This window comes from Paenibacillus sp. JT22N7 (assembly GCF_059383875.1).
In genome coordinates, this window is sequence record NZ_JBXENY010000007.1 from 142185 (window position 1) to 163670 (window position 21486).

Consider the following 21486-nt stretch of genomic DNA (forward strand, 5'->3'; position numbering starts at 1 on the left):
TTTATCACACCTATTTTACAAGGAATGTCGAAATAAATCTAGGAATACGCTATAATTCATGCATGAGGTGAAAATTGGATATGAAATCAGCTCCTGATTGGTTTATGTATTTCATCATTTTCTGGGCAATCGTCATGGTCGTATTCATGGCAATCGGCGGTTTCTTTATGTTCCGCAAGTTTTTGAAGGTGCTCCCTCAGCGGGATGGCAAGTCAAAGCTCGATTGGCAAAATTATTGGGTGGACAGAAGCCGCAGCATGTGGACCCAGGAGTCGAAGCTTTTTCTTGATGAGCTGGTCGCGCCTGTCCCATCTGCGTTTCGAGATATAGCGAAACACTCCATAGCTGCCAAGATCGGTCAAGTGGCTATTGAATATGACGCCAAAGAGGTCACAAGAGCACATTGTGTAGAAGGATACATACGAGCTACCCCAAAAAGAGATTACAAAGTACTCGTTACCTTTCTTGAGAAGCAAGGCATTGATTACAGCCCTTTCAAGCATTTGCTCAACAAATAGCGTTTCTTAGGAGCTGCGGGGAAATTAGTACCCGCTTTTGTTGACAAAATCTCCACGGTTTTGGGAGTTTTGTCAACAAATTAGCGGTACTTTATTTCGTCGCAGTCTCTTAGTTCTATCATTAACGATTAGCCTGGCGCTGGCTGTTTAACGAGTCTTTCGTCCGTGTAAGAACATGTACGAGCACGGCGACGGCTCGCTCTGATCTCTTTTTTTTGGAACCTATTTCGATCAGATTTCGTTTATATTGCCAGGAGGTGCTTCACAATGACAAAAAATAATAAAACCAAAAAAAGCAGCTTGATGGTGACGAGCTCCCTATTAGTAGCAATTATGCTCGCAACCGCCGCTTGCTCAAGCAATAGCAATAACGCTCCCGCTGTATCCAGCAGCCCGGTTGCCACGGATGAGCAGCCAGCTACCGTATCGCCAACACCAGAGGAAAGCGCGGCACCATCACCGAGTGATGGCGGAAGCGTAACAGAGCCTGGCGAAGCGTCGCCAGAAAGCAGCACAGGTACAGACACACCGACCGCCAACCCAGATTTGAAAACCAGTGAAGGGGTATTCAATGGCATTATCGACACCCACTCCATTGAAGTAGATACGCCAAGCGGTACCATCGTTTTGCAAATTAATGATGAGCTGCTTGATGTCATTAATTCGCTGCCAGAGAAAAGTAAAATTAAATACCAATATGTTGAAAAAGATTTAGACGGCTTCACACAAATGTGGGCGGAGAAAATCGAGAAACAATAATCGAAAGCTGGTGGATGCATGCGGATCGCGGTAGCAGGTGGTACTGGTTTTGTCGGACAAGCATTGGTCAAGGCTCTTCTAGAGCGGCGTGATGAAGTATGGATCATTTCGCGCTCTGGACGAAGCCAAAACTCGCCTGTAGGAAAAGGCCTCCATTATGTAACATGGAGCGAGCTCGCCGAGCATCCTCAAAAGCTGGAGGGCATTGACGCCATCATTAATCTTGCTGGCGAATCCATCAATCAACGATGGACCGCCCAGGCCAAGCAGCGGATTCTAAGCTCCAGACTAACTGCTACCGCACGCATCGCCCAAATCGTCCAAGCTCTAAAAGGCAAACCGAAGGTTGTCGTTAATGCTTCAGGCATTTCAGCCTATGGGCTGTCAACTACCGAAACCTTTGATGAGTACAGCCCGACTGCCGTAACAGACTTTTTGTCTGAAGTGGTCAAGCAATGGGAAAAAGCTGCTGACGCGATTAAGGTAGAACGTCTCATTAAGCTAAGAGTAGGCGTCGTCCTGAACAAAACCGGCGGTGCTTTCCCATTAATGGCACTGCCTTATAAGTTATTTGGCGGTGGACGAATGGGCAGCGGGCAGCAATGGATATCTTGGATTCATCTCGAGGACATTGTCCGCCTCATTATCTTTTGCGTGGATCAGCCAAAGGTGAACGGGCCTGTTAACGCTTCTGCTCCAGAGCCTGTTACGAATGACAGCTTTGGAAGAGCGATTGGCAAAGCGATGCATCGGCCCCACTGGTTCCCGGTTCCCGCTTTTGTCATGAAGGCTGCAGTCGGCGAACTTGCAACACTGCTCCTTGATGGACAGCGGGCACTTCCACGTGTCGCCTTGGACAATGGATTTGTTTTTCGTTATCCGACTGTCGAGAACGCCATGGAGCATATGTATAAAAAGCCCTAAGCCTGTACCTTCCATCAGTTGCCTTGCTTCAATTCATATTTAGGACCATTTACCCCAGCTAGCTGGACGATGTCCCCTGCTGAAAAAGGATAGGTTTTGTAAGCAATCATCGTTTGCCCGTTCAGCATGCTTCCATTCCGAGAGCCAAGATCTTTGATGAAGCAGCCTTTGTCGTCTCTATTACATTCAAGATGAAGCCGGGATATTCCCTGCGCTTCGTCACCATAGCTGACCTGTTCACCAATACGGCCAATTGTAAATCGGCCTTTCTCCCAAATAAGCCTCTGCCCTTGCCCTTCCCACTCCCTCTGGAGTGAGAATCCGCTATCGGCAGTGGGCTTTTTATTATGCTGCCCTAGAAGTACCGTCGCTTCCTCTCTTCTAGTTGTTGCTGTTTGGTAGGACACGCTCTTTTTAAGCGGGGGTACAGCTTCCTCCAAATCAATAGATGATTTAGAATGTTGAACGTCGTCTTCCCCGTTTTGTATGACTCCTCTAAATCGTGAACGGCTAAACTCTTCTTCGATTCTATCTTCCTTTAGGCTCTCTTCTTCTACTAATTCTGATTCGGCGACTTTGCTTTTATTGACCCATAGGGCTAGCAGTCCGGCAACACCAATAAGCGATAAACCCAGACATATGAACAGCAAGCTGCTGGAAGGGGCCGCTAAATAAACATAGCGCCATATACAAGCTACTGCTACAAAGATCATCGCGCTTATCAGCCATTTTCCTTTTCGAGCTGGCGCAGGCTCCTCCTGAGTAAAGTTATATTGAGGCAGAGGTTCGACTTCTATATCCCAATCTCCGGCGGCAAAAAAACGTTCATTTAGAGACTCTTGCTTATTCGTTTCGCTTTTTTTAATATTGTCTCTATCACGGCCGAACTCGCCAGCTTCTACATAATTACTAGAGCTGCTATAATCGCCCACCTTGTCCGGCCTCATATTGCCAGCAATATTAGCACTGCTAGCAATATTAGCAATATTAGCAATATTAGCATTGATAGCATTACTAGAACTGCTAGCTGGATTTGGCCTACTTCTGCTTGACACAGATACAGGGAGGCGATATGTACCCTCATACATTATGCTAATGCGTTCCAGCAATTGAGAACGAATCGTGCTGACCGTGGCATCGTCTCTGCTTAACAAACGCAATAGATGCTGAAACTCCTCGCCATTTATTTCTTCTATATAAGAAGACCATCGTATTGCCAGTGCTAGCAGGGAGTGGATACAGTTTGGAGCAGCCTGGCCTGAATTTATCGATTTTAGAGGCATATAAACGAGAAAAATATCGCTTAGCTGCTCGCCAACAAATAGATATGACTCTTCCAGCAGGCAGCCTTCAGGACGAAGCATATAATGATGGCACTCATCGAGCGCTTCTATAATACCTAGCAGTACGGCATAAAACTTCTCCATCGTCAGCGATTGTATCTGCAAGCGATGAAGCAGCAATTTTTTGCCACTTATGCGATAGCTAAACGTAATAAGCCCATTCAGCTCGAACCATTCAATGGGCAGCAGATGTGGAATCGAGCTGCCTTGCAGCATTTGCAGCTCTACTTCTTCAAGCTCTTGTCTGCGTATGCCTCCCTCGCGATCCATAATTAGCTCATGACCACGATTCATCGCATAATCTACAATAAAGTTCCCCATCGCTTCTCCCCCTTAGCTTGCAGCTCTATTAATAGGAACAGCTGAACTTAAGTTAAACAAATACGCTGCTGGACTTATGTAAGCATGAGCCACGCGGTTAATGCCCCGGGTACGACTGCAAGCATAAATGGAAAGGTGGTTCCCCCCGCTGCCCAGCCTCCAAGCTCCTTACGTCTAGGCTCAGTACTTCGGTGCAGTAGCAGCAGCAAGCCACTCAACATCCTCCTGCTAAATGGCCTATTAAACAAGATTAGCAGCACACCAATTAAGCCTGCATACAAAATGGCATACATCATCATTTGCAGCACCATACTTGTGCCAACCCACATACCCAGTGCAGCGAATAGCTTAACATCCCCTGCGCCAATACCTCTCGCCAAATGCAAAATAAACAACGGGACAAACCCTGCAACAGCTCCGATTAACCCCGTCCACAATTCGCTCCAGCCGCCAGCAATTGTCTGATATAAGCAGCCTGCCGCAAAAAAAGACACGGTCAAGCGGTTAGGGATAAGCATGGAACGCAAATCTGTCAGTAACGCAGCGATGAGCAACACGGCTGCCGCTGCAAACGGTATGGTGAGCATAAGACTCCGCCCCTTTCTATTTGTAAGCTTATAGGCTTGCACACACTACTAATTTGATTTTTTCTCAACCTGAAAATGCATGGATGCTTGCTGATCGCCCACTCCTGCTGTCAGCTCCCACATGCCTGGCGTCGTATTGCCCGATACGAGCCAGGTCCACTGGACAAATCCGTCGCTGCCCGCTGTCGCCTCGCCAAGATGCTTGGCCTGGCTTTGCCCACTTTTGTACATCACCTTTAATGAAGCAGTCACTCCCGGCTTTGTAAGCACAATAGCGGTTGCTTTGTGGCCCGGCCTTAGCGGCACAGGCGATATCGATATAATCTGAATAGGAATATGTTCGGGATCATTTTGCGCTGCTGTATCTTGCGCCGCCGCGGCGTCGCTTATCCATACCCGCTCTGAAGCCTGCTCTCTTAAAATAAGCTTCTGCTTCATGAAAGGAAGCTGCATTGGAAATTCATATTCCGCTTCAATAATCAAATAAGGCTGCTGCTTATTTTTCAAATCCGGCAGCGCCAGCCTTGAAAGCTTGATTCTAGCCTTCTCCAGCACGGCCTCGTCTGCATTTTGACGGAGCAGCGGCTCTATCGCCCCTCTTCCAATTTCCGTTGCAGCCATATCTATAAGCGGTTTCCAATCGCCGCTTAACGCAGAGGAAGCTAGTGTCCCTGCCGGATCAGGCAGCCACTTGGCAGCATCAGATGCCGCCGCGCTCCAATCTGCCAGCGGCATTTGTCCGGCACTAAATTCTGGTATAGATGCGGATACTTTCTGATAGGCCAGGTCTACAGGATATATATGCGCGGCAATTTGCCGGGCGGATTGCGAGGCAGCTGCCTGAAGCGCTATTTGGAGTGTGCATAAACGTATGAATATGATGAATACCATCAGCACAAGCAGAAGCATTGGCATAACTAGCGCTGCCTCCATAACGATGCTGCCGTGCTCCCCCTTTCGGCAATCAGTATGACCAGCCAATCGTCTGCGTCGTTTCATAGCGGCCATTCGTCACCCTTCCCTGCAATAATCCATAGTTTCGTAGCAGCTGCATAACGCCAGGCAGAAACCACAGCTGTGCAGATGTCCGCACCTCTCCTGTCACAGCTGTGGAAACGCCAGATAGAGTAACCCCGCTATTTTGCTCAATGACTGCAATCATTCTGGATACGGATGCTTCTTTATTGGCCCCACCATGCAGAAGCATAAAAAGCCGTAAATAATCCGTGTACGAAATTTCCACATTTACATATTTAGATAATGGGGCCGATCCCCGATCAGCAAAGGCGAGCATATCTTCCATCGTCTTCTCCAAGCCGTAAATAAGCGAACACGATAAAATCAAGAGGGGATGTCCAGCAGAGCGGCAAGTAGATAAGCCTTCCATAGTACGAATAGCCATGCGTACGCTAAACAGCTCGCCATAAGCTGCGGCCACATTGCCTATGCGATTATGAAACCCATAAATCACATATTCAGCTTCTTGATTATGAAAGGTCAGTGCCTGTGAAAGCTCAGCGGTATCCCCCTTTTCAAGCATCATCTTCAATTGCTGCGGGGCAAAAACCGAATATCGCTGCAATACATATTCGCCTAAATATACGGTATCTCTAGCCTGCTCCAGCATATCGGCTACTCCGCCGAACAAGCCATTAGAAAGCTCCGCAGAAGCTTCAGCCTGCGCATGGGCATCCACGCTGAATGCTTTTGTTTCAGCATTTGAACCTTGCGCTGCGACTGTATTAAATTGCAAATTTCCTTTGTAGCGCTCTTCCAGCTGATTAAATAATGCCTGCTGCTCTTCTGAACCAGCCACGCTCTGAAAGCCCCCCAGCATATTCCCGGCCTGTTTCCATAACGAACCTAGCTGCTTTTCTTGCTCTTTGCGCTGCTTCTCGAGCCCTCCATTGGCTAGTTCCTGCTGACGCTTGGCAACGATGGAGCCTGAATGGACATACAGACCTGCATATTGTCCATACAACGTAATCATCTTCTCTGTTCCTGTACGGAGTATTGTTGTGTTACGATCTACTGAGTCAAGCAGCAGCGTAAAAGCTGAGGTGAATCCACTCGCTTCATTATGAAAAGCTGTATACGACTGTGCCTGATCGTCCAGTTCAGCACTATATTCTGTGAACCAAGCAACTGGTAAAATCAGCTGATCTGCTGTCTTTTGTATATCCTGCAATTCAGAGGCCGTTACAGACGGCAAGGTGTAGACATCGGAGCCTACGACTGGTTTGCCTGATACGCGGTCATATCCGCTATAAGCAGGAGACTGTCTCTCCTTGCTTTCAATTAGCCGCATTTCCCCGTTCAACAGCCGTGCTTGCTCCAGTTGTTCCTTTGCCGTGCTCCGCAGCTTTATATGTTCGCCCATCACCTTGGCCGTTCGTTTCTTGAGCTCATTAATCAGCGCAATTGCTTCTGATTTATATTCCGCTCTTTCCTGCGTATATTTGGGTGCTTTGCCTGCGGCTATTAATTGCTCGTCAACGATAACCCAGCCAGCATATTCTTCATAACGCCCGGCAAGTGATGATGCTGTGCCCTCCTCTGCACTTGAGGAATCCAGCCCCCCATACGGCAGCAGCGCCTTCAAGCCGCTTGTTCCCAGTTCCTCAGCTGCCTGCTTTTGCAAAGCTAATATACGGGCGAGGCTTGCTTGGCGCTTGTCATACAGCTTGCGCAGCTGCTCCAGCAAGTCCACTGTCACCGCAGACTCCTTCATCGCCCCCGCCATGGGAGCAAACTTTGAAGCCAGCTCCAGCGTAAAATCAATCGGTGCTTTATATTTCATCTCTTCCAGCACCTGTCTTTCAAATACCGTATGGCTGCCCAATACTGCAGCCTGATCCGTATGTGAATGGACTACTTTGGCATCAATTGGCCGAGAAAAGGCAGCGAATGACGCACTACGCTCCACATTCGTTTTCACAACCTCGCTGTAAATCGTATCTCCACTCGTACCGCCTCGCCCAAATAATCCGTATTGCTCATAAAGCTGACTGTCGAAGGCTGATAATACGGATCTTGCACCTGCTCTCGCTGCATCCTCGGTTATTTTATGGAGAGCCGCTATTCTGGCGTAGTCAATAAGGATCGACATGAACAGCAAAAGCGACGACAGTACCATAGCGGAAAATATAGTGACTGCACCGTCTCTCTGCAACAGCCATTTGCTTAAGCAGTATTTCCTAGCTAGACGCTCACTCAACCTTACAGATCGGCTTGCTTTCATTTTTCGCCTCCATTCAACAGGCCTTTGGCTTTGCTATTGCTGTTTTGTTTGCTGTAGGAGGTTAGTACCTGACTAGCCTGATCCTTCCCGCTGCCCAGAGGGCTTCCAGCAAATTTAGCCGTATAATACCTAACCAAATCAACGCCGCGAATAAAATCGACAGGATCGGTAACCGGACTGGAAGCAACCGTCTTAGGCTCCCCAATGCCTAATACACGCTCAAGCGGCTCCAGCGACACAGGCTGTAAAAGCTTTGTCTCAATATGGCGCTGAATGACCGTACGATGGTAGCCAATGCTCCCCTCAAAAGGAAGCCCTCGCTCAGCATCCATCCACCCTGCGGCAGCTGCTATTTTTTGTTCAGGCAAGCTATCTCCTGCCGCCCCGTGCAAAGGCAAAGCAAGCTGCACATCCGCTGATTCGCCGCCTAAGCCAAACAAAGAGCTGAGCATCCGATCCTCATTCATTCGCCAGTATAGGCTGTCGTATTCCCCTTCAGGCAATAGGCCCGTCCGTGAATTTCGGAAGCTGTTGTCCCAACCGAAGACCGTCCGCTCCGTTGTAACGGAAGCCGAATAATAAAGCACTGTCTTCTGGTACATGTACATTCCAAGCAGGAGAAACAATAAAATAACAGTGAGCAGCAGCGGGAACACAAGCGTTGATTCCAGCGTAAAGCTTCCCTGCTCCCCGAGCAGCCACTTGCGAACCAGCGGCCTAAGAGAAAATTTTGTCTGCTTGGTCATCGGCCTTGCCCATTAAACGCTCAATAAGTTCTATAATCCAATCCTTGAACAGCAATGCAATAATGATAACGACGGCAATAATTAAAATAATTTCCAGCGTGCCTAAGCCGCTCTCCGATTTCCAAAATCTTTTCCATGCTTTTTTTATTGTTGTCATCATTCCAGCTTCCTCTCTATTTTCAATTGCCCCGTTAAGGCTTACGACATTAACAGCATGGCAGGAGCAGCGATAAAAACCATCAACACGAGCAAAATGCCAACCAGCGGAAAAACAAGCTTGGAGGATGCCTCCTCGCCGCGCGCTCGCGCAACGGCCTTGCGCTTCTCCCACAGCGTATAAGACAGCTCCCGCAGCGCCAGCACAAAATGCTCCCCGCCCCGGCGATAATTCAGCAGCAGCACCGTCGTAAAAATCGAAACCTCCTGCACCGCGCAGCTGCGATTGAATTTCTCCGCCGCCGTACTAAACGACTCGCCATTGTGCAGTGAATATACGACTTTGTTCCATTCTTTATACAGCGGATGCTGAGCAGTATCCTTACCTTCAAGACAGCGCCCCAGCGCCTGCAAGGCGGTTTCACCTGCCCCAACCAAAAGCATCAGCTTGCTGATCATTTCCGGCAGCTCCAAAATAATTTCCTGCTTGCGCTGCTTGATCAGCTTCCCTGCTTCCAGCAGCTGGCGCACAGGCAGCAGCAATCCAAGCAGCGCACCCATTGCCAGCAGCAGCGGTTCGCCTGCTGCACAAGCAAGCCAAGCGCAGCCTATCATGGCGGCATATCCGTAACCAGCAGCGCCGCTGAGCAGTTCTTTCGTCTGCTGCAGCTGCCACCGGATTCCCCGTAAAATAACGAGCTTTGCGTGATAGCTGCTAAGTGAAAGGGCTATATACTCATACAAGCGGCTTCTTTCCACTAGCTCGCTGAACGGCTCAATGAAAAGCAAATGCTTTAAAGCATCCTGCTCGCGTGTTAGTTGGCGGGATGCAGCCAGAATCATTCGGAGTCGCTTCCCACCGATAATAAATAGCCATGCCACCATGAGCACAATCGGAATTGCTATCATTTGCGCCCTCTCCTATACTCGAATGCTCATTATTTTATGGATAAACCAAAAGCATACTAACAATGCACCAAGGCCAATCGTCAGCAGCAGATAGCCCTTGCCTCCATATAGAGGCGCCATATAATCTGGAGCCATTAGGTTCAGAAACCCAAGAAATATAAAGGGAATCGCCATCATAATGCGTGCCTCAAAGCGTTTTTGTGCCAGCAGCACCATAATATCCTGCTGAATTTCCAGCTTTTCGCCAATCGTCTGCGCCGTACGCTTCATCACCTCTACCAAATCGCCGCCCGAGCGCTTGCAGGCAGCAAATACATCAACGAATTGAACGATATCCTCTACATGGGAGCGGGCTGCTAAACTCCGTAGTGCCTGCTCCAGCGGCTCCGCATGCTCAAGACGGTGCTTCACGATTTGAAACTCCAACAGCAGCTCCGTTCTTGGGTCAGGATATAGCAGCTTTAAATCATCCAGCGTCGCAATAAAGGCATTTTCCACCGATCTTCCTGCTGCAAGACAGGATGTCAGCGAATAAAGCGCCTCCTTGAATTGCAGCTTCAGCCTCTCCTTGCGACGCGAAATTAATGAAGCTTTGTAATAACGTGGTGCGCATAATCCCAATCCGGCAGCGATGAGACAAACCAGAAGGGAATGGTACACCGTATACAGAGCTGTAAAAACAGCTGCATAACCGATAATCGCTGCCACTGCGAACTCGCGATAAGACAGCACATACCTATCATAATTTGTTAAATATCCGGTCTTGGCTGGCTGCCTGCTCGCATTACTCCCGTTCCCTTCCTCACCTTTGTCGCTTTCGAGCTCAAGACCGCACCAGAAAAGCACTCTAGTAAGCAGCGATTGCCCGACCTTCCCTGTATTCTTGGCTTTCTTGGCTTTCTCGGCTTTCTTGGTTTTCTTGGTTTTCTTGGTTTTCTCGTCTTTCCTGGCATTCCCCGGTATCTCCATAACGGTCCCCCTCCAGTGTTAGACCTGCCATTTGCAGCTTATCCCGGTGAAGGAGTGAATGGACGGTACGCTTTAAAGCTCCTAGCACCTTGCCGTCTTTCTCGCCCTCCTCCTCAAAACGGAACAAGGGGCGAATCTCGATTTCCCCGCCATCTATGCCGGCAATTTCAGCTATTTCCGTTACACGGCGCGTACGGTCGCGAAACCGCGATAGATGGATGACAATATCCAGGGCAGAAACGATTTGCTTCCGAATGACTTGAACGGGCAAATCAGCTGCCCCAAGCGCCATCGTCTCGAGCCTTGCCATCATGTCGCGCGCACCGTTGCTGTGACCTGTTGACATACCCGAGTGCCCGGTATTCATCGCTTGCAGCATATCCAGCGTTTCCGCTCCCCTTACCTCGCCAACGATAATTCGATTCGGACGCATCCGCAGCGATGCGCGAATGAGATCGCGAACCGTAATTTCCCCTTTGCCCTCGGTGTTGGCATTGCGCGTCTCCAGCGATACCAGATTGGCAACGCTGCGAATTTGCAGCTCAGCAGAATCTTCAATGGTTACAACTCGCTCATCAGCAGGAATGAACTGCGACAACGCATTCAGAAAGGTTGTCTTGCCCGTCCCCGTCCCTCCGCTAATAAAAATATTGTATTGCGCTGCGGTCAGCTGCTGCAGGAAGCTTGCTGCTTCTGCGGTTAAAGCTCCCGCCGCAACGAGCAGTTCCATCGTCATCGGGCGCTCAGGGAATTTGCGAATCGTCATTGCTGGCCCGCGCAAAGCTACAGGCGGCAGTACAACGTGGACACGAGAGCCATCCTTGAGACGGGCATCCACGATGGGAGAAGACTCGTTTACTACACGATTGACTCCTGCAACGACAGCCTGAATTAAGTCCTCCAGCCGCTCCTTGCTTTCAAAGGCAGCTGGCAGCTGCGTCATCGTTCCGCTTCGTTCAATAAAAATTTCGCCGTGATGATTGATCATAATTTCAGTAACTGACGGATCATCCATCAGCGGCTGCAATATGTCCAAGCCTCGAAAGGAATGAAACAGCCTGCGTACCAACTGGACCTTCTCCGCCGCCGTAAGCGGATGTCCGCTATTGCAATAGTCAAATACCGTCTGCTCCACGCTTCGCGTCAGCTCTGCATCCGTTACAGCACCGCTGAAATCAAGCTGCGACCTAATCTGGTTTCTTAATGCTAGCACCAACTCATCGGTTAGCAATCCGGATACCTCCCTCGCTTACCAATTGCTGAAACAACCGCTCCACGGCAGCTTTATACAATGGCGATGCAGCAACTGCCGCCGGCGATGGACGCCCTTCGGCAGCTTCGGGCAGCGCTGCGGCAATCGAACGGCTACCATTTCGCAGCTTAATCGTAAACATATCTGGAGGCCTCCCCTCTGCTTCATCACCTCCGGCTGGTACAATACGGCGGTTAACAACAAGTCGGATACGGCGGCTAAGCGACTGAAAATCTTCTTTCCACCTGCGTTCGGCGTAGCTAAACGCCAGCTCTGTCTTCCGCTGAATGGATGGGTCATCGGTAACCAGCCACAAAACCAAGCTGCTTTCCCTCCAAATCGACAGCTCGATCTCCCCCATCCCATCCTGCAAATCGATCAAAATGAGATCATATTGCCTTGAAGCTCGCAGCAGCTCCACCATCGCCGCTGCATCCGCTGGCAGCAAGCTGTAACGATCCTCCTCATTATCGCAGGGCAAAATAAAATCGGCTTTCAGCGCCGAGTGGCGCTTGCGATGCTGCGCAAGCCACGCTCCAGCCTTATCTGGCTCAGCCTTCAGATGATAAAGCAGCTGTGACATGCCTTCTCCCTCGGGGAGCACGAACTGGTCTCCCGCTCCCAGCCACACCTCAAGGGCGCTCCAGCGCTCCAGCGTCAAATAAAAGACGCGGCAGCCATGCTTGGCAGCTGTATTCGCCAGCTTGAGCGCAAGTGCAGTCTTGCCAACTCCCCCAGATGCCGAGCCGATAGCGATAACTGACGCGCTTCCCTCACTGCTTGCACGAACTGCACTCGACCGGACTGCGCCATGCAGAGCCACCAAGCTCTGCAATAGCTCCGGGAGCGGCTGATATTGCAGCAGCTCCGCATCATACTGGGCATATTGCCCCTTGGCAGCTACGAATGCCGCCACTGGCACACCAGCAGGCAGGTGTGGAGATGCAGCAGCCAGCATGGCAGGCTGGGCCGCAATCAAATCAACGGCATAACCTCCCTTGAGAAACTGGATGAGAGAGGCTGGATTCGTAAAAGCTGTAAGCTGCCACTGCTCGCCGAAGGGACTATCCCTCACATATTCTGCAAGCCTTATTGCATATTCCAGCTCACTTACTGCAACAGCTAATTGATAACGCACCATTCACCCTCCTTCCGAAGCAATGCTACAACCCGCAATCTGAGCTCAGACAACGCAAAAAAGCACCGTAAAGGCGCAGTTTACCTGCGATCCTTTACGGTGCTTCCGTAGTCATCCGATTTAAGATTGAGAAAAATTTATCACGTTTAAGTATGTACTGTCAACTGCTTTTTTCCACTGACTGATTCATATGTAAAATAAAATTACCATGCATCCTAAACAGGAGAATGAGTGATGCCTGACAAACATGAAGGTCTATTGTTCTCAGTCACTATCATCCTGATTACAAAAACAGCTACCTAGTTCCTTTATAGTTATTAAACTTATAATATGCTAAGATTTACTTGTATTTATTTTTTTCATAAAATAGAAATATAATACTTAATTTAATTTGCAGATGAGCCTTACTTTTCCTAGGTAATCACCTCATCCTTTAATCCAACCTTGCATTCGTGAACTTGCCTAGGCTGCTTGACAATGTCATTCCCATTATGAGTAAGGAGACAAATTAGCCTATGACATCTAATCACCTGAATTTTTCTGATTGTATTGGAACAGATACTTTAAATCTAAGCGAAATGAATAACAATTTTGCATTAATCGACAGCGAGTTTGCTCAGCGTGGAATAAATTTATTATGGAAAGGAGCAGATCCTACCGGGGCTACTGACAGTTCTGCTGCTCTGCTAAATGCCATTGCAGAAAACTCGGATACCATTTTCATCCCCAAAGGCGTTTATGCTCTCCATACAAACCTCACAGTCCCTACTGCAAAAAGACTTGTTTTTGATCAAAATGCCAGATTCCGACCTAATCGAAATATAACGCTAACCATTGATGGGATTGTAACCGCTAATGCCTTTGACTGGATTTTCGATTTAACAAATTCGGGTAAAATCGCTGGTTCCTTAAAAGTTGATAACATTTACCCACAATGGTTTGGTGCAAAAGCAGATAATATCACCAATGATTATTTAGCTATCCAACATGCAGAGGATTTAGCCAGTATCGGCAGTGCTACAGTTATTTTTTCAGGAACTTTCGCTATCAGTGCATCTATTGTCAAGAAGTCTAACTCCCATTGGTTTGGCTATAAATCAAAAATAAGAAGAATCGATAATGCAAATCCTAGCGGTTCTTCATTCAGCCTCGTATACGCTCCAGAGAATACAAAGTCATGGTCCATCAGAGGAATTGAGTTTGAAGCCATTGATTTAGGCACTAAACTGGCTAAAGGAATTACTTCCGGATTTGCTCCTTCAAGAAACAACTCCTGCATTGATGCCTATCGCAGCTACGATTGGGCCATTAAAGACTGTGTTTTCCGCAAGTTCTCACAAGCCATTCTTTATCGAGGTTGCAGCAATTTCTCTATTGTAGGCAACTCTTTCTTTTCTGATACTGGGAAAACACTTGCGTCCATGTTAGATGGAACATACCAACCTTATAACGATTATGGTTACACAGGAGCCATTATATTTGGACATTTGGGTAACCAACCCGATCCGCAAAAATCCAAAAATTTTATTATATCCAATAATTACATAGAAGCGATGGGTCTTGATATAGGCATTGACGCCCTTGCGCAAACTTATGATGAGAACCCTTGCATCATTTCAAATAATATTATTATAGGCGCGCAATGCTCTATTCAAGCATATCGTGGCAGTTACGATGATCTTGGATATGCGGAAACCTTTCGAGGCAATATTCAAATTGACTCTAATCGCCTCTATGTTGCATGGGAACAAGGGATATACATTAGACAAACGAATGGAATTGTTGTATCTAATAACCATATTGAATGCGCAGGACTGGCTCTTGCTGGCGCCAGCAACCCTGGAGGCTCGTCAGTTGGGGCCATCGTGACAAGAATAAATCCGTTTAGACTACCCAAACATTCTGCGCTTCCATCGGATCAGATAGGCATAGATATTATCAATAATCGCATTGTTAATCCTGGGAGAAATAACACAGCCATTGATGCGGCTATTCATGTGAAAATTCCCAATTGTCGGATCATTAATAATGATATTATTCGAGAAAAAGTAAACTTCCCCACGCTTGCTCAAGGCGCAGCCATCATAGTTGATAGCAGCGAATGGTTACTGAGTGCAGAAATTAGAGGCAATCGCATCGATTATTTTCAAACGGGGATTCAGTGGGCAGGCAGCCCGAGAGAGCATAGCGAGGTAGAACAATCAATAATCGAAGGAAATACTTTTAAAAATTGCGGAACCTATGGCATCCTTCTGGACACCTTTCGTGTAAATGGTACATTAATAAAATCAAATCAGTTTCACAATTGTACTCTTGCTATTGCTATGCGTAATACGCCTTATTCAACAATAGAAGACAATTATTTTAACCAGTGCATTAAAGGAATCCAACTTAGACCGGGGAATCTGGCAAGCGACTACGTCAAATTAAAAAGTGGAAACACTTATACCGGCATCGATAATGGACTTAAAGGAGGTGGGACACTTATAATCCGCAACAATGATTTTGTTGATGTTAAAGAAACTCATTCAGTAAGTCCTGATGGCGACACCTCCTTCCACGGACGCTGTGCCGTATGGGAAGGGGACCGTATTAATAATCGCCCAAAGCTTGCCAATTTATTCAATTCAGCTACTCCAGATGCCGCAAACACGGCTCGTGTGTGGAATCAGCATGATCGTGTTCAGAATAAAACCATTGTTAGCGGTCAAGTGTATGAGAAAATTTGCATTCAGGGTGGCATGTATGGAAGCCCACCTACAACACCAATCACTTGTACCGTTTCTGATAACTCAGCTGTAGCTACAAATGTTTCAAGTGTAATGAATATTGGCAGAGGCCAATATTTAATGGTTGGGACAAGTGTTAAATACGTCCTTGCCGTAAACTATTTAATAAACCAGGTTACTTTTGACAGCATTTTCACTTCTAATGCTATAGATGTTCCGATTTCTCTTAGCCCTCCTCAATTTGCGAATCTAATTGTATGTCCATAGCTTTCTCAAACTGCAGCTAGATAAACATAGTTAAAAACAATTACACCGTAAAAGACCATATTTACTTATGGCCTTTTACGGTTTTTGATGTCAGTAGATAAAAACTAAATTAGTATTTATCAAACCTACAGTTATCCGATATATTCAATTAAACATAGGGCAGACGGATTCGACTGTTTAACACTATTGCTTGATGAAATGATAATTTTGCATTTCTCATCGGTATCACATACGAAAAAAAGCTCGGCCGTAACATTAAAACCAAGTTTATGACGAGCTACATCTGCTACTGCTAATATAGTTGGATTGGCTTCCGCGGTTTTAAGTGTGAATGTGGCAGGGGTATCTTCCGTTACAGCGTTGGCAGGGGAATAGAGCCTTACTTGCGTAATAATAGAATTAATAGGCAATATAATTTCTAAATTTTGATTCCCCAAATAAGGAAATCTCCCGTTAGGTCCCTTTACAGATACAATCTTCTTTTGTACAATTCCAACATTTGCTCTCTCATATCCGAGCGTACACTCCCATATATTTTTAGGGCTGTCATTTAAACCACGACAATTTCTAAATTTAATTTGGGGTTGCCCTCCAAGATTCCCAAGCGAATTCGTATTTACATACGAAATAAAATCCTTCGGTCTAGTATGCTTGGCAATCTGGCAATTCTCATAAATGATATTATGAGGGAATGCCCATGAATTACCCGTGTAATAATATTGATGTTGCCCCATAAGCGTACAGCCATCAAATTTAATAATGGGCATTTTCACATTAGTTGATTTAAATAAGGCGGTAACCCACTGATGGCTCCCATCATTGTATTGCTGAGAATCACAATCGCAGCTTATGAATGAAACAGCACCATCAGCCCATTCACATTCAATTAGCTTCGCTAAACCATATTTTGTTTCAAATCTAGCCCCTATACATAAAAATCTCTGTACACCGCTTACATGTGAAGTTCCAAGCAATTTAAAAAAAGTAGTGTTACCAGCATTACTATCCGTGTTTATGAAGCTTCCCCCCCAGATATTGATATTTCCACCTTTTTCGAAATGCAGAAAATCTCCTCTAGAAGCCTCATATTGACAAGCAAAAAAATTATAATTTAGGAATTGGTCATTTGCTGTTGTACTTTCCGAAAATATCGTTTTATTCCATTTCCCATAAAAACCACAGTGAAACCACGTAAATTCACTATTTGTATTTAACCCTTCTAGCTTCCAACCATAATTAAAATTAATAAAATCGCATTTATCAAACGTATAGTTTTGAGCCCCGCCTTTTGAATACGAATACATAAAATTGGTTTGTTTTTCGTAATCACCGACAAATGTAATCCCTTCAAAATGAATGTGCAGCCATTTGTCATTATTGTAAAACAAATATCCGTTCGTACCTGAATTTGGTTTAAATAAAATCCTTGTAATTCCTCTTCCAGAGCCTCGGAAAGCTAAGCCACGAGCCCTCTTTATATTGGAATTCCCCAAAATTTTCGGATTACTGCTTGAAACGACATAGGTGCCAGCAGGCAAATCAATAACCGTATTTCCCTGTGGATTCGTTATTTCACTTACATTATTTGTAATGCGAGATTGAATGAAAGCTTCAAGATCAATAAATGCCTGATTCGAATTGGTCAATCCGGTATTATCAGCACTAAACCATTCTATATTGGAACCACGACTTTCAAATTCCTTATCAATTTTCTGAAAATTATTTTGTATTTCAATAATTTTCAAGCTTTCATCTCCAGCATTAACGCTCATTTTGAGATTATCTGTTTCATTAGATGCCACATGCCTCTCCTCCTATTGACTATAAATTTTTACTTCCTCTCTTTATCTAAATAGAGTATTATTTAAAAATTCATTTCATTAACCTGTTTACAGATGATTAAGAACTTCAATCAATGGAGGATAAAAGCTTTGATACAAGTAAAATATTCTTCTTGGCTCCATTGTGTGTTTAAGCTTTTGCAATGAGTATACATTCCTGCTTTAGTACATAAATAATCTCTATAAACTAAAAAAAAGCAAGAGAGTACAGGCAATTCCGCCGCACTCTCTTGCTTTTTTTACTATCCCGGTGCTTATCCCGGCCCGCCCGCCTGAAACTCCAGCAGCTTGCTGAACGTCCCCTTGGACTCGCGATAAAGCTGATTATAGCCGCCTTGCTGGATGATCCTACCCTCTTCCAAAACGATAACCTGATCGGCGTCACGAATCGTAGACAAACGATGAGCAATGACAATAATCGTTAGTTTGCCCTTCAGCTGCTCAAGCGCCTGCTGAATTTTTAGCTCATTTTCGCTGTCGAGCGAACTGGTCGCCTCATCCAATACAAGGATCGATGGCTGCCTGAGCATCGCCCGCGCCAATACGATGCGCTGCCGTTCACCGCCAGACAGCCGTACCCCGCGATCGCCCACGATCGTGTCCAGTCCCCGCGGCAGCGCGCGAACGAAGGCATCAGACGCCGAAAAAGCGAGCGCCTCCCACAATTGCTCCTCCGTTGCCTCCGGCAATACGAGCTTTAAATTTTCACGAATGCTGGCATTAAAAAGAAACGGATCCTGCGAGACATAGCTTACCGCACTGCGGTAAGCAAAGCGATTGCTATCGTCCAGCGGGGCACCGTCAAGCAGCACCGCTCCGTGCTGGGGTACGATCAGCCCGATCAACGTATCGATTAGCGTGCTTTTTCCCGCCCCAGACTTGCCGACAATTGCCGTCATGCTGTTCGCCGGGATACGCAAATTAATATGCTTCAGCGCATACGTCTCATCCTGCTCCCGATAGCGATAATACACATCCTGGCAGACCAGCTCATGCGCAAGCTTCAGCACAGCAGGCTCTGTCCGCTCTGCGCGCTCTGTCCGCTCATCTGTTCGTTCTGTCCGCGCAGCAGACTGATTCAGCTGCATCTCCTCGGCAACGCCACATTCCTTCATCAAGTCATTCAAGCTCTTGAACGCCGGGAGCGTCAGCACAATTTGCTCCATAGAGGTTTGAATAAGCGTCAGCTTCGGCCACAGCCTTGTAAAAATCAGCACAATTAATGTGAGCTGGGCTACCCCAACCTGCAGAACCTGCACCGATAAAAATACGCAGCCCGCAATCATCAATGCTGAGATACTTTTAAATATGAGCTGGCTATTGGATTGCAGCTTCACAAACTGCACATTATTGTGCTCCATTTGCTGCGTCAGCTTGCTGAACCAGGACAGATGGCTTTCCTCCAGCCGATTGCTTTTGATCTCCTTAATGCCATTGAAATGATCCGTTATGCCCGCCACATAGCTCTGTGACAGCTCTGTCAGCCGGGTACCAAGCGACCTTGCCCCTCGCGTATACTTACGTGAGAACAAGCTAAGCAGGCCGCCGCAAACTAAAATAAGCAGCGTTAGCTGATACGACAAATAAAACGCCAGCCCGATTTGCACAAGGGTAAAAATCCCCGTCGTAACTAAACGCAGCGAGAGCTGCATGCCCTGATTAACCCGGGAAAGCTCGGAAGACAAAATATGATTGAAGTCCGACTTGCGCTTGCCGAGAAAAAAAGCCCAGTTCGATTGCAGCAGCGCCTGATAAATATCCATCCGCAATTTCGTTACAAAGCTTTGAAGCAGGGCAAAGCCCTGATTCGTCTGCTGTCTTTGCAGCAGGCCCTGCCCGACGTTTATGCCAATGAAGAGAGCCAGTACAGCGACAAGCAGTAGCTCCTGCGGCAGCTCGCCAAGCCAGTGGCTGACTTGCGGTACGACTGGCAGGTTTACGCTTTGAACATTAATTAAACCGATGATGCCCAGCAGCGGTATTAAGACGAGCAGCCCTACGCCCTCAAGCGAACTCACAATCATGATGCCCAGCATGTTCAGGTACAGCTTTTTCCCTGCAAACTGATGCAGCTTCTTCATATATAGCAAAATTGGTTTCATATGCTCACCCTTTTGCGAGGCTGCTTGAGCCTTCGATAAAAATACAGAAACGGCCGCAGCGGAAAATAAAGAAAATGCAGTCCCTTAGGCAAAGGCAACGTCTGTGCATCCCAGGCACTCGGATATAGCTTGCCAATGAAGTGGGTCAGCTTCTCCCGGCTTGTCAGCAGCATATACGTATAACGCTTATAAAGCAGCGCCATCTTTTTCTCCTCTGGAATCGGGCTGATCGTAACGGTCTCCTGAATAAATGGAAAAATGCAGCGGACGAGCCTATGCGCAAGCGGGCTGTCGACCAACGGCAGCAGCTCTTGGGGAAGCTTCACCCCAAGCAGCTCCCGCACCAAAATAAGCGCCTGCCCTACAACCGCCGCCCCTCCGTTTCTACGCGTTTCCTCCATCAGCGATTCGCCGCCGTCCTCGCAGGCAGAAGCAAGCTGGGCAATATCATGCAGCCAGCGCAGCCGGAACCAGCCATGTCTTGCCCCATGGCTGACGAGATAATGAAACAGATGCTCCGGCCCCAAATAGGGGATCGGACTCCCCGTCTGCTCATAGATTCTGCGCTGCGCCCAAAGCTTCTCGAAGGATATTTCCTTCACCGCATCGGGGCTTAGTCGCCAGTGCAGCTCAATTTGCGTATGATTGGCCGTATGTTCAAAGCAGCTATGATGCGTTTTCCACTTTAAATCATTAAACAAGCGCGGCGCTGGGTCCCGATCATAATAACCAAGCTCTTCAAGCACCGCCTCAGCCCGGTCAACATCCTCTATGGGTACTAAAATATCCAAGTCCTTGCTCGTGCGCTGGGAAATATCGCCGTACAGCTCATGAGCAATAACGGGCCCTTTCAATTGCAAGGAGCGGATGCCGTGCTCTGCCAAAGCCGCTACAACTCGCTGCATCTCGGCGCTGAGCCTCAGCATCATCAGCGTATTGGCGTAATAATCCTGCTGGAGCGTCTGCAGCACCGAATTCGGCAGCACCGGCTTCGCAAGCTGCTTCAGCTTTAAATAGAGGCTTGGATATACGCGATGATGTCGTGCCAAGTCGATAATCTTCTCTCCATTCAGCCTGCTGCCAGCCCAGCGGCGGCCAATGACTTCCGAATCGGCATTCGGCTGCAAGCACTCAAGAATAAATTGCAATTCAAGCGGAAGGTTAGCCACTTCCCATTCATACGTTTTGTCCATAGCGATGCTCCTTCTCCCGCTTAATCTGATTACCAAACAAGCCAACGACGGTGAAACGTCCCATTTCCTCCACGCCCGTTATGTAGTAGGGGCCGCTGCGAAGCCAAGCATGGGCAATTAGTTTGCCTGATGCGTCCTTGGCTGTGCCCAAATAGAGCGTGCTCGCTATTTTTCTGCGTTTCAGCAGCTTCATCGCGGCGATTCCCTTAACGAGACATTCGCTTTCCCACCAAGTATAGCGGCTCATCTGCCGTATCGCTTTCGCCACCTCACCGAGCATCTGCTCATGCTCCACAACCCGCTCATAGGGCGTCTCCTTCATCGGAACACCTAGCGTAGGGGCAACTTTAGCGAAAGGAATCAGTTTGAGAAGGCGCGCCCAGGCAAGCAGCATATAGGCTTCGAACAGAAGCAGCTTGCTGCGAAGCGGAAGCGCGATGAAATGGCTCCATTTTTTAAGCAAAACGATCGAACCGCCCTTTCCTTGAACT

The 21486-nt window shown here is 47.4% G+C and carries 18 protein-coding genes; 4 read left to right on the plus strand and 14 right to left on the minus strand.

Annotation, left to right across the window (positions count from 1 at the left end; genetic code table 11):
- Positions 1-80: 80 nt before the first annotated feature.
- From AC50Y5_RS19540 to AC50Y5_RS19550, 3 genes are all read left to right on the plus strand, one after another.
- The gene (locus AC50Y5_RS19540; RefSeq protein WP_494863082.1) at positions 81-518 is read left to right on the plus strand and encodes a DUF2621 family protein; all 438 of its coding nucleotides are present in this window, start codon (positions 81-83) and stop codon (positions 516-518) included.
- Between the two features lie 267 nt (positions 519-785).
- Positions 786-1277 carry a LytA/YqiH family protein gene (locus AC50Y5_RS19545; RefSeq protein WP_494863084.1) on the plus strand — a complete coding sequence of 164 codons (492 nt, stop codon included), beginning with the start codon at positions 786-788 and terminating at the stop codon, positions 1275-1277.
- Between the two features lie 18 nt (positions 1278-1295).
- Complete coding sequence (locus tag AC50Y5_RS19550) at positions 1296-2201, plus strand: TIGR01777 family oxidoreductase (protein ID WP_494863086.1); 906 nt, start codon at positions 1296-1298, stop codon at positions 2199-2201.
- Between the two features lie 14 nt (positions 2202-2215).
- On the opposite strand, the gene AC50Y5_RS19555 is transcribed toward AC50Y5_RS19550, so the two are convergent.
- From AC50Y5_RS19555 to AC50Y5_RS19600, 10 genes are all read right to left on the minus strand, one after another.
- Positions 2216-3865 (minus strand): DUF6382 and FHA domain-containing protein, encoded by a 1650-nt coding sequence (locus AC50Y5_RS19555; RefSeq protein ID WP_494863088.1) that lies wholly within the window; start codon positions 3863-3865, stop codon positions 2216-2218.
- A gap of 74 nt (positions 3866-3939) precedes the next feature.
- The gene (locus AC50Y5_RS19560; protein ID WP_494863090.1) at positions 3940-4452 is read right to left on the minus strand and encodes an A24 family peptidase; all 513 of its coding nucleotides are present in this window, start codon (positions 4450-4452) and stop codon (positions 3940-3942) included.
- A gap of 48 nt (positions 4453-4500) precedes the next feature.
- Positions 4501-5460, minus strand: a complete 960-nt coding sequence (locus AC50Y5_RS19565) for a TadE/TadG family type IV pilus assembly protein (RefSeq protein WP_494863092.1) — start codon at positions 5458-5460, stop codon at positions 4501-4503.
- On the minus strand, positions 5417-7693 hold the full coding sequence (locus AC50Y5_RS19570) for a hypothetical protein (RefSeq protein WP_494863094.1): 2277 nt from the start codon (positions 7691-7693) through the stop codon (positions 5417-5419). Before AC50Y5_RS19570 ends, AC50Y5_RS19565 begins: the two co-directional genes overlap by 44 nt.
- Positions 7690-8439, minus strand: coding sequence for a pilus assembly protein (locus AC50Y5_RS19575; protein WP_494863095.1), 750 nt, complete (start codon positions 8437-8439; stop codon positions 7690-7692). Before AC50Y5_RS19575 ends, AC50Y5_RS19570 begins: the two co-directional genes overlap by 4 nt.
- A complete protein-coding gene (locus AC50Y5_RS19580) occupies positions 8411-8599 on the minus strand; it encodes a Flp1 family type IVb pilin (RefSeq protein WP_494863099.1) in 189 nt (62 codons plus the stop codon). Before AC50Y5_RS19580 ends, AC50Y5_RS19575 begins: the two co-directional genes overlap by 29 nt.
- 38 nt (positions 8600-8637) lie before the next feature.
- Entirely contained in the window at positions 8638-9504 is an 867-nt protein-coding gene (locus tag AC50Y5_RS19585) for a type II secretion system F family protein (protein ID WP_494863104.1), read from the minus strand.
- Positions 9505-9516: 12 nt separating this feature from the next.
- Positions 9517-10467 (minus strand): type II secretion system F family protein, encoded by a 951-nt coding sequence (locus AC50Y5_RS19590; RefSeq protein ID WP_494863509.1) that lies wholly within the window; start codon positions 10465-10467, stop codon positions 9517-9519.
- Positions 10352-11704, minus strand: a complete 1353-nt coding sequence (locus AC50Y5_RS19595; protein WP_081419070.1) for a TadA family conjugal transfer-associated ATPase — start codon at positions 11702-11704, stop codon at positions 10352-10354. The genes AC50Y5_RS19590 and AC50Y5_RS19595 overlap by 116 nt, the downstream gene beginning before the upstream one ends.
- On the minus strand, positions 11691-12866 hold the full coding sequence (locus AC50Y5_RS19600) for a P-loop NTPase family protein (protein ID WP_494863106.1): 1176 nt from the start codon (positions 12864-12866) through the stop codon (positions 11691-11693). The genes AC50Y5_RS19595 and AC50Y5_RS19600 overlap by 14 nt, the downstream gene beginning before the upstream one ends.
- A 512-nt stretch (positions 12867-13378) precedes the next feature.
- Between AC50Y5_RS19600 and AC50Y5_RS19605 the strand changes: the two genes are divergently transcribed.
- Entirely contained in the window at positions 13379-15859 is a 2481-nt protein-coding gene (locus AC50Y5_RS19605; RefSeq protein ID WP_494863108.1) for a right-handed parallel beta-helix repeat-containing protein, read from the plus strand.
- Positions 15860-15990: 131 nt separating this feature from the next.
- Here the strand turns inward: AC50Y5_RS19605 and AC50Y5_RS19610 are convergent, their stop codons facing one another.
- The 4 genes from AC50Y5_RS19610 to AC50Y5_RS19625 form a co-directional block, all read right to left on the minus strand.
- Complete coding sequence (locus AC50Y5_RS19610) at positions 15991-17661, minus strand: hypothetical protein (RefSeq protein ID WP_056041325.1); 1671 nt, start codon at positions 17659-17661, stop codon at positions 15991-15993.
- Positions 17662-17954: 293 nt separating this feature from the next.
- Complete coding sequence (locus AC50Y5_RS19615; RefSeq protein WP_494863111.1) at positions 17955-19802, minus strand: ABC transporter ATP-binding protein; 1848 nt, start codon at positions 19800-19802, stop codon at positions 17955-17957.
- Positions 19799-20995 carry a nucleotidyltransferase domain-containing protein gene (locus tag AC50Y5_RS19620; RefSeq protein WP_494863113.1) on the minus strand — a complete coding sequence of 399 codons (1197 nt, stop codon included), beginning with the start codon at positions 20993-20995 and terminating at the stop codon, positions 19799-19801. The genes AC50Y5_RS19615 and AC50Y5_RS19620 overlap by 4 nt, the downstream gene beginning before the upstream one ends.
- A complete protein-coding gene (locus AC50Y5_RS19625; protein ID WP_494863511.1) occupies positions 20979-21464 on the minus strand; it encodes a lasso peptide biosynthesis B2 protein in 486 nt (161 codons plus the stop codon). Before AC50Y5_RS19625 ends, AC50Y5_RS19620 begins: the two co-directional genes overlap by 17 nt.
- Between the last annotated feature and the right edge of the window lie 22 nt (positions 21465-21486).

Bases quoted from the DNA above. Each gene is read 5' to 3' on its own strand.
- AC50Y5_RS19540 (WP_494863082.1), top strand. From the start codon at position 81: ATGAAATCAGCTCCTGATTGGTTTATGTATTTCATCATTTTCTGGGCA.
- AC50Y5_RS19545 (WP_494863084.1), top strand. From the start codon at position 786: ATGACAAAAAATAATAAAACCAAAAAAAGCAGCTTGATGGTGACGAGC.
- AC50Y5_RS19550 (WP_494863086.1), top strand. From the start codon at position 1,296: ATGCGGATCGCGGTAGCAGGTGGTACTGGTTTTGTCGGACAAGCATTG.
- AC50Y5_RS19555 (WP_494863088.1), bottom strand. From the start codon at position 3,865: ATGGGGAACTTTATTGTAGATTATGCGATGAATCGTGGTCATGAGCTA.
- AC50Y5_RS19560 (WP_494863090.1), bottom strand. From the start codon at position 4,452: ATGCTCACCATACCGTTTGCAGCGGCAGCCGTGTTGCTCATCGCTGCG.
- AC50Y5_RS19565 (WP_494863092.1), bottom strand. From the start codon at position 5,460: ATGGCCGCTATGAAACGACGCAGACGATTGGCTGGTCATACTGATTGC.
- AC50Y5_RS19570 (WP_494863094.1), bottom strand. From the start codon at position 7,693: ATGAAAGCAAGCCGATCTGTAAGGTTGAGTGAGCGTCTAGCTAGGAAA.
- AC50Y5_RS19575 (WP_494863095.1), bottom strand. From the start codon at position 8,439: ATGACCAAGCAGACAAAATTTTCTCTTAGGCCGCTGGTTCGCAAGTGG.
- AC50Y5_RS19580 (WP_494863099.1), bottom strand. From the start codon at position 8,599: ATGATGACAACAATAAAAAAAGCATGGAAAAGATTTTGGAAATCGGAG.
- AC50Y5_RS19585 (WP_494863104.1), bottom strand. From the start codon at position 9,504: ATGATAGCAATTCCGATTGTGCTCATGGTGGCATGGCTATTTATTATC.
- AC50Y5_RS19600 (WP_494863106.1), bottom strand. From the start codon at position 12,866: ATGGTGCGTTATCAATTAGCTGTTGCAGTAAGTGAGCTGGAATATGCA.
- AC50Y5_RS19605 (WP_494863108.1), top strand. From the start codon at position 13,379: ATGACATCTAATCACCTGAATTTTTCTGATTGTATTGGAACAGATACT.
- AC50Y5_RS19615 (WP_494863111.1), bottom strand. From the start codon at position 19,802: ATGAAACCAATTTTGCTATATATGAAGAAGCTGCATCAGTTTGCAGGG.
- AC50Y5_RS19620 (WP_494863113.1), bottom strand. From the start codon at position 20,995: ATGGACAAAACGTATGAATGGGAAGTGGCTAACCTTCCGCTTGAATTG.